This window comes from Streptomyces sp. UNOC14_S4 (genome assembly GCF_020740835.1).
In the GTDB taxonomy this organism is placed as follows: domain Bacteria; phylum Actinomycetota; class Actinomycetes; order Streptomycetales; family Streptomycetaceae; genus Streptomyces.
This window is the reverse complement of the sequence record NZ_JAINFC010000281.1, coordinates 1-9,977: the sequence shown is the minus strand read 5'-3', so window position 1 is coordinate 9,977 and position 9,977 is coordinate 1. Positions and strand designations below refer to the sequence as shown.

Here is a 9,977-nt window from a genome sequence, read left to right as displayed (position 1 = left end):
CCCAATAGGCGCCCCGGCCCCCCACAGACGCACCCCCCGGTCAATCCGAAAGCGTCGCCACCAGAATCGCCTTGATCGTGTGCATACGGTTCTCCGCCTGGTCGAAGACCACCGAGTGCGGCGACTCGAAGACCTCGTCCGTCACCTCCAGCGACGTGAGGCCGTGGCGTTCGTGGATCTCACGGGCGACGGTCGTGCCGAGGTCGTGGAAGGCCGGCAGGCAGTGCAGGAACTTCACCGCCGGGTTGCCGGTCGCGCGCAGCACGTCCATGGTGACGGCGTACGGGGACAGCAGGGCGATCCGCGCGTCCCACACCTCCTTCGGCTCGCCCATCGACACCCATACGTCGGTGGCGACGAAGTCCGCGCCGCGTACCCCTTCCCCGACGTCCGCCGTGAGCGTGATCCGCGCACCGCTCACTTCCGCCAGCCGCCTGGCCTGAGCGATGACCTCCGGCTCGGGCCAGAGCTCTTCCGGGGCCACGATGCGGACGTCCATACCGAGGAGCGCGCCGGTGACGAGGTAGGAGTTGCCCATGTTGTAGCGGGCGTCGCCGAGGTACGCGTAGGCAACGTGCTGCAGCGGCTTGGCCGTGTGCTCGGACATGGTCAGGACATCGGCGAGCATCTGGGTCGGGTGCCACTCGTCGGTGAGGCCGTTGAAGACAGGCACCCCGGCGTACTGGGCGAGCTCCTCCACCACCGCCTGGCCATGACCGCGGTACTCGATGGCGTCGAACATCCGACCGAGGACCCGGGCGGTGTCCCGTACCGACTCCTTGTGCCCGACCTGCGAACCCGCGGGGTCGAGATACGTCGTGCGCGCCCCCTGGTCGGCGGCGGCCACCTCGAAGGCGCAGCGGGTGCGGGTCGAGGTCTTCTCGAAGACGAGGGCGATATGCCTGCCCAGGAGCCGCTGCTCCTCGACCGCCGTGCGCTTGGCCGCCTTGAGCTCGGCCGCCAGCTCGACGAGACTGTGGAACTCCTCGGCGGTGAAGTCCGTCTCCTTGAGGAAGTGGCGGCCCTTGAGGTCTGTCGCCATGGGATGGGCTCCTAGCTCACGTAGCTCACGACTGCGGGAAATCGGAAGTCTATACGAAGACTCGCATTGCTATGCAGTACGGGTTCCCGGTCGGGCCTCAGGCCCGGGCGACCGCGTCCCGTTCGATGGGGCAGCTCATGCAGCGCGGCCCGCCGCGGCCGCGCCCCAGCTCGCTGCCGGGGATCGTGATGACCTCGATTCCATGTTTGCGCAGGAAGGTGTTGGTCGTCGCGTTGCGCTCGTAGGCCACGACCACGCCCGGCTCGATCGCCAGGACGTTGCAGCCGTCGTCCCACTGCTCACGCTCGGCCGCGTGGACGTCCTGCGTCGCGGTGAGCACCCGGATCGTGTCGAGCCCGAGGGCGGCGGCGATGGCGCGGTGCATGTGCTCCGGCGCGTGGTCGGTGACCTTCAGCTCCCGCTCGCCCACGCCGGGCTCGATGGTGTACGAGCGGAGCATGCCCAGCCCCGCGTACTGGGTGAAGGTGTTGCCGTCCACCATCGTCATCACCGTGTCCAGGTGCATGAACGCGCGCCGCTTGGGCATGTCCAGCGCCACGATGGTGCGGGCCGAACCGGTGGCGAAGAGTCGGTGCGCGAGCATCTCCACGGCCTGCGGGGTGGTGCGCTCGCTCATCCCGATCAGCACCGCGCCCTCGCCGATGACGAGCACGTCCCCGCCCTCGATCGTGGAGGGGTAGGCGGCCTGCCCCTCGGACCACACATGGAAGCCGCCCTGCGCGAAGCCCCGGCCGAAGCCCGCCGCGAACAGCGGGTGGTACCGGTAGACGGCCTCGTAGTGCACGGTCTCGTGCCAACGGGCCGGCCAGCGCATGGCGTTGACGCACACCCCGTCGTAGATCCAGGCGGAGGTGTCCCGGGTGAAGAGGTGGTTGGGCAGCGGGTTGAGCAGGAAGTCGTCCAGATCCATGACGTGGAAGCGGACCGAGACCGGCTCGGGGTAGCGGTCCAGGAACTCCCGCTTCGTCATCCCGCCGACCAGCCAGGAGCCCAGCTCCGCCGCGGGCAGCCCGTCGAGCGCCGTCCGCAGGTGGCCGGTGGCGAGCGGGCCGTACTCCTTCTCGTCGAAGATCCGGTCCAGGACGAGCGCACGCGCCTCCGGCACCGCCAGGGCCTCCTCCAGCAGGTCCTGGAAGAAGTGGACGCTCACCCCGCGCTCACGCAGCACGTCGGCGAAGCCGTCGTGCTCGGCGCGGGCCCTGCGCACCCACAGGACGTCGTCGAAGAGGAGGGCGTCCTTGTTGGACGGCGTGAGCCGCTTGAGCTCGAGGCCGGGACGGTGCAGTATCACGCGGCGCAGGCGCCCGGTCTCGGAGTCGACGTGGAATCCCATCCCACCATCCTGGCCCGGAAGGGGTGCGATCAGCCGGTACGTCGCACGCGCGCGCCGACCGTGTCCAAAACGGAGGAGAGGGCCCCCGCGCCCCATAAGGGGCGCGGGGAACTGCGCGACTAGCCAGAACGGACCCGCAGCCGCGCGCGGAGCGCAAGAGGCACCCCAGTAGGCGCCACCCGACGGCGTCACAGCCGCCGCAGGCCACCACGGGCCCGCGGCCACTACAGCCGCGGATCCACCGGCTCCGACTCCAGCGCCAGAATCGCGAAGACCGCCTCGTGCACGCGCCACAGCGGCTCCCCCGCGGCGAGCCGGTCCAGCGCCTCCAGGCCCAGCGCGTACTCGCGCAGGGCGAGCGAGCGCTTGTGCCCGAGGTGCCGTATCCGCAGGCGCGCGAGGTTCTCCGGCCGCGTGTACTCCGGGCCGTAGACGATCCGCAGGTACTCGCGCCCGCGGCACTTGACTCCCGGCTGCACGAGCCGTCCGTCGGCGCCCCTGGCCAGTGCCTGGAGCGGCTTGACGACCATGCCCTCGCCGCCCGCGGCGGTGAGATCGAGCCACCACCGGACACCGGCGGCGACGGACGCCTCGTCCTCGGTGTCGACGACCAGCCGTCGGGTGGGCGCGAGGATGCGGTGCGCGTACGGAGCAGCGGCCTCCGCCGCGATCATCCGGTCGGTCATGGCGAGCTGCTCGTCGTGCGGGAGCGCGGCGAGGCTGCGGCCCTCCACGGCCAGGAACTGGAACGGGGCGATCCGGATGCCGTCCAGCCCGCCGCCGTCCCCGGTGGCGTCGCCGACCGGCCAGCAGTAGCGGCGGTAGGCCTCGGTGAACGCCTCCGCGTCACCGGCCCGCTCGCGCTGCCGTCCGAGCAGCCCGGCCACGTCCACCCCGCGCTCGGCCGCCGCCTCGAGGGCCGAGAGGACGCCGGGGAAGGCCGCGCGGGAGGCGGCGCCGACGGCGGCGTACTGGCTGCGCAGGAGGCCCTCGGCCTTGAGCGACCAGGGCATCAGCTCGGTGTCCAGCAGCAGCCAGTCCGTACCGAGCTCGTCCCACAGGCCCGCGTCACCGACGCACCGGGCCAGCCGGTCCAGGAGGCGCCCGGCCGTGCCCTCGTCGTCCAGGAAGGGCCGCCCGGTGCGGGTGTAGAGCGCGCCGCGTGTGCCGTCCGCGGCACCGAAGCGTTCACGGGCGGTGTCCGCGTCGCGGCAGACGAGGACCACCGCGCGCGAGCCCATATGCTTCTCCTCGCACAGCACCTGGCGCACGCCGTCGGCGCGGTAGGCGGCGAACGCCTCCGCCGGGTGCTCCAGGTAACCCTCCTCCTTGGACGTCGCGCAGGGAGCCATCGTCGGCGGCAGGTAGGCGAGCAGCCGGGGGTCGACCGCGAAGCGGCTCATGACCTCCAGGGCCGCGGCGGCGTTCTCCTCCTTCACCGAGATCCGGCCCAGGTGACGCGTCTCGACGATCTTGCGCCCCGTGACATCGGTCAGGTCCAGCGGGCGGCCGTCCGCCCCGCCCGGCGCCTCGCTGACGAGCGGCCGGACCGGCTCGTACCAGACGCGCTCCGCGGGAACGTCCACCAGCTCGCGCTCGGGCCAGCGCAGGGCGGTCATGCGGCCGCCGAAGACCGCCCCGGTGTCCAGGCAGATGGTGTTGTTCAGCCAGGTCGCCGACGGGCTCGGGGTGTGGCCGTAGACGACGGCGGCGCGGCCGCGGTAGTCCTCGGCCCACGGGTAGCGCACCGGCAGGCCGAACTCGTCGGTCTCCCCCGTCGTGTCGCCGTACAGGGCGTGCGAGCGGACCCTGCCGGAGGCACGGCCGTGGTACTTCTCCGGCAGTCCGGCGTGGCACACCACGAGCGCGCCGTCGTCGAGCACGTAGTGGCTCACCAGCGAGTCGATGAACGCGCGCACCCGCTGCCGGAAGGCGTCGTCCTCGCGGTCCAGCTGCTCGACGGTCTCGGCGAGGCCGTGCGTCAGCTGCACCTTGCGGCCGCCGAGGTGGCGTCCGAGCTTGTTCTCATGGTTGCCGGGGACGCACAGGGCGTGCCCGGCGGCGACCATGCCCATGACGAGGCGCAGGACACCGGGGCTGTCCGGGCCGCGGTCGACGAGGTCGCCGACGAAGACGGCCGTGCGGCCCTCGGGGTGCGCCGCGTCGACGGGACGCCCCTCCTCGTCGCGGGTCAGGGCGTAGCCGAGCCGGGCCAGCAGGGTCTCCAGCTCGGAGCGGCAGCCGTGGATGTCGCCGACGATGTCGAACGGCCCGCGGAGGTGGCGCAGGTCGTTGAGGAGGGGCTCGCGGACGACCACGGCGGCGTCGGCCTGGGCGACGCCGCGCAGGATGTGCACCTTGCGGAAGCCCTCGCGCTCCAGGTTCTTGAGCGAGCGGCGCAGTTCGCGCTGGTGGCGCTGGATGACGCGGCGCGGCAGGGCGGCGCGGTCGGGGCGTGCGGCGTTGCGGGCCGCGCAGACCTCCTCGGGCATGTCGAGGACGATCGCGACGGGCAGCACGTCGTGCTCGCGCGCGATCCGTACGAGCTGCTTGCGGCTCTCCGGCTGGACGCTGGTCGCGTCGACGACGGTGAGCCGCCCGGCCGCGAGCCGCTTGCCCGCGATGTAGTGCAGGACGTCGAAGGCGTCGCCGCTGGCGCTCTGGTCGTTCTCGTCGTCGCTGACCAGTCCGCGGCAGAAGTCCGAGGAGATCACCTCAGTAGGTCTGAAGTGGCGTGCGGCGAAGGTGGACTTGCCCGATCCGGTGGCGCCGACGAGCACCACGAGGGACAGCTCGGGCACGGCGAGGGTACGGACGTCGTCCGTGGTGGTGCCGGTCATGCGGCCTTCGCCTCCTTCACGGTCTCGTTCCTGCCCTGCACTGTCCTGTCTCCGTCCTGCGTGGTCCTGTCGCTGTCCTGTGCGGTTCTGCTGCCGCCGTCCTCCGCCGTCGCGTTCCTGTGGAAGACGGCCATCTGCGTGGGTGCCCCCACCTCGGGGTCGTCCGGTCCTATGGGGGCGAACTCCACCCCGTAGCCGTGCCGCCGCGCCACCTGCTCCGCCCAGGTGCGGAACTCCTCGCGGGTCCACTCGAAGCGGTGGTCGGAGTGGCGCACGTGCCCGGCGGGCAGGGTCTCCCAGCGCACGTTGTACTCCACGTTGGGTGTGGTCACCACGACGGTGACGGGCCGGGCCGCGCCGAACACGGCGTACTCCAGCGCGGGCAGCCTCGGCGGGTCCACGTGCTCGATCACCTCGCTGAGCACCGCGGCGTCGTAGCCGGTGAGCCTGCGGTCGGTGTAGGCGAGCGAGCCCTGGAGCAGTCGCACGCGGGCCGCCTGGCGTTCGGTCATACGGTCCAGGCGCAGCCGTCGCGCGGCCGTCCGCAGGGCGCGCACGGACACGTCGAGGCCCACGACCTCGGTGAACCGCGGGTCCTTCAGCAGCTCGCCCACCAGCTGGCCCTGGCCGCAGCCGAGGTCGAGGACACGGGCGGCGCCCGCGGTGCGCAGCGCGCCGAGGATCGCCTCGCGGCGCCGCACCGCGAGCGGCACGGGCTTCTCCTCGGTGTCGGCCTCCTCGTCCACGGCGTTGTCGAGCCGCTCCGGCTCGGTGTCGTCGGACTCGGCGAGCCGGGCGAGCGCGAGGCGTTCCAGGGCGTCCTGGGTCAGCGACCGGCGCCGGGTGAGGTAGCGGTCGGTGATGAGCCGCTGTTCGGGGTGGTCCTCCAGCCAGCCGGCGCCGGAGCGCAGCAGCTTCTCCACCTCGTCGGGCGCGACCCAGTAGTGCTTGGCGTCGTCGAGCACCGGGAGCAGGACATACAGGTGGCGCAGGGCCTCGGCGACCGTCCGCTCGCCCTCCAGGACGAGCCGTACGTACCGCGAGTCGCCCCATTCGGGGAAGCGCTCGTCCAGCGCGACCGGCTCCGCCGTGACCTTCCAGCCCAGTGGGGTGAAGAGCCGCTCCACGAGGCCGGGGCCGCCCCGCGCGGGCAGGACGGGCACCTCGACGCGCAGGGGCCTGGCCCGGCCGGGCAGTTCGGGCCGTGCCGCGCACTGGCTCTTGAGCGCGCTGGAGAAGACGGCGGCGAGCGCCACGGCCAGCAGCGAGGACGCCGCATACGGCCGGTCGTTGACGTACTGCGCGAGCGCGGAGTCGGGCGCGCCTCCGCGGCCCTTGCCCTTCGCCCTGCGCACGAGCGCCACGGGATCGACCTCCAGCAGCAGCGCGGCCGTGCAGCGGTCGTCGTCGGCCTCGGGGTAGAGGACGTGCGCCGCCCCGTGGGAGGTCGAGAACTGCTGCGCCTTGTCGGGGTGCTTGTGCAGCAGGAAGCCGAGGTCGGTGGCGGGTGAGCCGGGAATGCCGGTGGTGGTCATCGTCAGGAACACACAGGCGATTATTGCCGGATCGGTGCGGCGTCTCCCACGGGTTTTCCACAGGTCGGCGCGCTTGTCATACCGGTGCGCGCTCAGTGGCAGGCGCCCAGGAGCCCCTTCAGCCGGGCCCGGGTGAAGGCCGCGATCGTGAAGCCGCACGTGATGTCACCGTTGGCGATCATGTCCGCCACGGCGGGCCACGGCCGGGTGACCGCCTGCCGGATGCCCTCGGCGGCGTCGAGCCTCCCCGTGCCCTCGATGCGGGCGGCGAACAGCTCGACGCAGTCGCCGAGCAGCCCGGTGTCCGGGTGCACCCGGCCCAGGGGCACGAGCTCCGTGGCCTGCGTGCCCAGTTCCTCGGCGAGTTCACGGGCGGCGGTCTCGGCGCCGGAGGCACCGGCCCGGCCGTTGCCGCGCGGCGCTTCCCAGTGCCAGGACCGTGTGGCGTGCCGGTAGTGCTCGACGAGCACGACGCCGTCGGTGCCCGTCAGGGGGAGGATGACGGCCCCCGGTGCCGCGGCGGTGCTCAGCATGCGTACATAGAGGCCCAGGAGGCCGCCGGGGAAACGGACGGCGTCGCGGACGACGGTGACGAAGGGATCGGTGTAGACGACGCCGTGCCCCTGCGGGCCCTCCCCTATGACCAGCCCCATGACGCGCCGCGCCTCCTCGATGCCGTCCGGGTCGAGGACGATCTCGATGCCCTCCGGGTCGTTGCCGAACAGCTCGGGGCGGGCGGCACGCAGCCGGTCGTAGGGGGTCACGGCGTCTTCTGACACGGGTTCAGTACTCCGGTAGCTCGTCCTGGACGGTGGCGGAACTGGTGGCCGCCCGGGGACCGCGCGTCTCCCGGTATCCGGGCAACTGGCGTACCAGCCCGTGGAATCGTGCCCACTCCCGCTCGCTGTCCAACCGCACGGTGGCTATCTCCCGGGCGAATTTCTGCTGCCGTCCGCCGTCCAGCCTGTTGCGCAGCACCAGTTGCACGGAACCACCGGTCTTGGCGGTCACGGCGCCGATGTCGCCCACCACGTTCCAGGTCTCGTCACCGGTGACCGCGCTGAAGACCGCGCCGCCGAGGAGGACGACCACTTCGATGACGGGGAACCACTTGCTGGACTCCAGGCGGCGCGTCCTGCGGCCCGCCGCGACACGGACGATCTCGGCGTTGAGCCTGATGTAGCGGTCGAAGACCTCACCGACCCGGTCGTGGAACGCGACGGGGTCGGAGGTGAGGGCGTCGAAGGCCCGGATGTAGGCCGCCCATGCCTCGCTCTGCCGCAGACTCCAGACGTCCGCGAGCTCCAGGCCGTCGACGTTCAACGGGGTGAGGTGGTCCTGGACGGCCGAGAAGGCCTGCCGCCGCAGGAACAGCAGCAGCTGCTCGGCGTCGGTGACGGTGTCGGCCGGGGTCCTCCGCAAGGTGGTCCATTCCTGGAGGGCGACCCGCCGGATGCTGCCCGCCGGGGTCAGTGGATACACGCCCAGGGCGTCGGCGAGGTTGACGTTGTAGATGAGGTCCAGGAGCTGTTTGATCTCCGCGGCGAACGGTTTGTTCCGGTCGTAGCGGACGTCGGACACGCCCAGGCCCGGGACGGACACGAACTCGTCGTAGAGCACCCTGCGCGTGACGAGCTCGTCACGGCTGCGGCGTCCGCTGCTGAATTCGACGAGCTCGCGCATTCTCTCGCGGAACGCGGGGACGCGCTCGGGCGGGACGCCGACGTGGGAGGCGAGCGTGGGGATGTCCGTCGCGGTGAGCCGCTGCACCTGGCCGGCGAAGGGGTTGAACAGCGCGCCCATGGTGGCCTCGCGGTTCTCCCGGTCCTCCCAGGACATCCGGACGCAGGTGATGCGCGAGCTCGCGGGCATTCCGGAGACCGTGTCCCGCCAGGCGGTGAACGCCTCCTCGTCCAGCGTCATGTTCGGCGGGCGGTCGGTGGGCTCGCGCTCGTTGAGGAGGTACGGCACCAGCGAGCCGTCGGCCAGTAATCTCCGGTGGGCGGACCGGGCCTCGCCGCCCGCGACGAGGTCGCGGCTCACGGCCTTGTTGTTGTAGAAGAAGGCGCGGTTCACGATGAGTTGCCGCGTATTGATGAGACCGCGGAAGTATTCGGCGCGCGCGTCCTTGTTGCGTGTGCCCTCGACGTCCTGGAGCGGAATTCCCTTCTCGACCATGCGCCGGGTCAATTTCGCGTCGACCCATTCATTGTCGAGCGACTGTGCGATGACCGCCCCCTGAGCGAGGCCCGTCGGCTGCACCCTGACAATCGCGTCACCCGTGTCCTGAGCAGTCATGCCTCGCCCCACCCGATCGTCCGGACTCCTTGTTCCCACGCTAGCGGTGAAGCACTGGCCTGGAGTCGCTGTTGACGCAACTAGGATTGCGTAAAAGGGCGTTACGAATGAGAGCACTGGTGTTGCAATCACCGCCAGGGGCGCGTGAGGCATCTGGGGCGCCGTCAGCTCGGCCGCTGCTCAGCACAGGCCGCCACGGCACCGCGCAGGAATTCGGCCAAGGCCGGGGGCTCGACGCCGCAGCGGCCCCGGGCCCCGACAGGGACGTGGGGTGCGGGGCGTAGGGCCGCCGCAGCGTGCGGCTCCGCCGTGTGGGCACGACCGGCCCCATCGGCCCGCGGCGATCGGACCGCACTTCCCGCGGAGCGCTCAGCCCCTGGCCGGGGCAAGGACGCGAGCCAACCCGGCGATGCCGTCCGGGCCGACCCGGCAGCACCCTCCGATCAGCCGGGCACCCGCCGACCGCCACGAGGCGACCCTGGCGGGATCGAACGTGGGGCTCCCCCGCCAGTCGCGGGCCTCGGCATCCCACCGCTCGCCACTGTTGGGGTAGACGACGACGGGCTTCCGGGCGACCTCCGCCGCGAGCGCGACGGCCCGGTCCGCGTCCTCCGGCTCGCAGCAGTTGACCCCGACCGCGATGACCTGGTCATGGCCCGCGGCGAGCGCGAACGCTTCCCGCAGAGGCTGTCCTGCCCGGGTGTGCTCGTCGGAGATGCTGTACGACAGCCATACAGGCACGCCGCAGCCCTCGACCGCCCGCAGCAGCGCCTCCGCCTCGTCCACGTCCGGCACGGTTTCCAGGGCGAGGGCGTCGGGGCCCGCCTCGGCCAGGGCCGCCACCCGCGGCCGGTGGAACCGCTCCAGCTCCGCGACGCTCAGCCCGTACCGTCCCCGGTACTCGCTGC

The 9,977-nt window shown here is 71.9% G+C and carries 7 protein-coding genes; all 7 read right to left on the bottom strand.

Translation table 11 applies throughout. The features are described 5' to 3' along the window. Positions 1 to 40: 40 nt before the first annotated feature. Positions 41 to 1,042: an ornithine carbamoyltransferase gene (gene argF / locus K6I34_RS23165; RefSeq protein ID WP_229328259.1), complete on the bottom strand. Its 1,002-nt coding sequence runs from the start codon at positions 1,040 to 1,042 to the stop codon at positions 41 to 43. Between the two features lie 97 nt (positions 1,043 to 1,139). Next, a complete protein-coding gene (locus K6I34_RS23160) occupies positions 1,140 to 2,396 on the bottom strand; it encodes an arginine deiminase (RefSeq protein ID WP_229328258.1) in 1,257 nt (418 codons plus the stop codon). A gap of 224 nt (positions 2,397 to 2,620) precedes the next feature. Then, positions 2,621 to 5,236: a polynucleotide kinase-phosphatase gene (locus K6I34_RS23155; RefSeq protein WP_229328257.1), complete on the bottom strand. Its 2,616-nt coding sequence runs from the start codon at positions 5,234 to 5,236 to the stop codon at positions 2,621 to 2,623. After that, positions 5,233 to 6,783, bottom strand: coding sequence for a 3' terminal RNA ribose 2'-O-methyltransferase Hen1 (locus tag K6I34_RS23150; protein WP_229328256.1), 1,551 nt, complete (start codon positions 6,781 to 6,783; stop codon positions 5,233 to 5,235). Before K6I34_RS23150 ends, K6I34_RS23155 begins: the two co-directional genes overlap by 4 nt. 80 nt (positions 6,784 to 6,863) lie before the next feature. Beyond that, the gene (locus K6I34_RS23145; RefSeq protein ID WP_229328255.1) at positions 6,864 to 7,550 is read right to left on the bottom strand and encodes an NUDIX hydrolase; all 687 of its coding nucleotides are present in this window, start codon (positions 7,548 to 7,550) and stop codon (positions 6,864 to 6,866) included. 4 nt (positions 7,551 to 7,554) lie between these two features. Further along, on the bottom strand, positions 7,555 to 9,069 hold the full coding sequence (locus K6I34_RS23140; protein WP_229328254.1) for a hypothetical protein: 1,515 nt from the start codon (positions 9,067 to 9,069) through the stop codon (positions 7,555 to 7,557). Positions 9,070 to 9,438: 369 nt separating this feature from the next. Further along, on the bottom strand, positions 9,439 to 9,977 hold a 539-nt coding region (locus K6I34_RS23135), incomplete at its 5' end, for a homocysteine S-methyltransferase family protein (protein ID WP_229328253.1).

Coding starts and splice junctions, on each gene's coding strand:
- K6I34_RS23155 (WP_229328257.1), bottom strand. CDS start 5,236: ATGACCGGCACCACCACGGACGACGTCCGTACCCTCGCCGTGCCCGAG.
- K6I34_RS23140 (WP_229328254.1), bottom strand. CDS start 9,069: ATGACTGCTCAGGACACGGGTGACGCGATTGTCAGGGTGCAGCCGACG.
- K6I34_RS23160 (WP_229328258.1), bottom strand. CDS start 2,396: ATGGGATTCCACGTCGACTCCGAGACCGGGCGCCTGCGCCGCGTGATA.
- argF (WP_229328259.1), bottom strand. CDS start 1,042: ATGGCGACAGACCTCAAGGGCCGCCACTTCCTCAAGGAGACGGACTTC.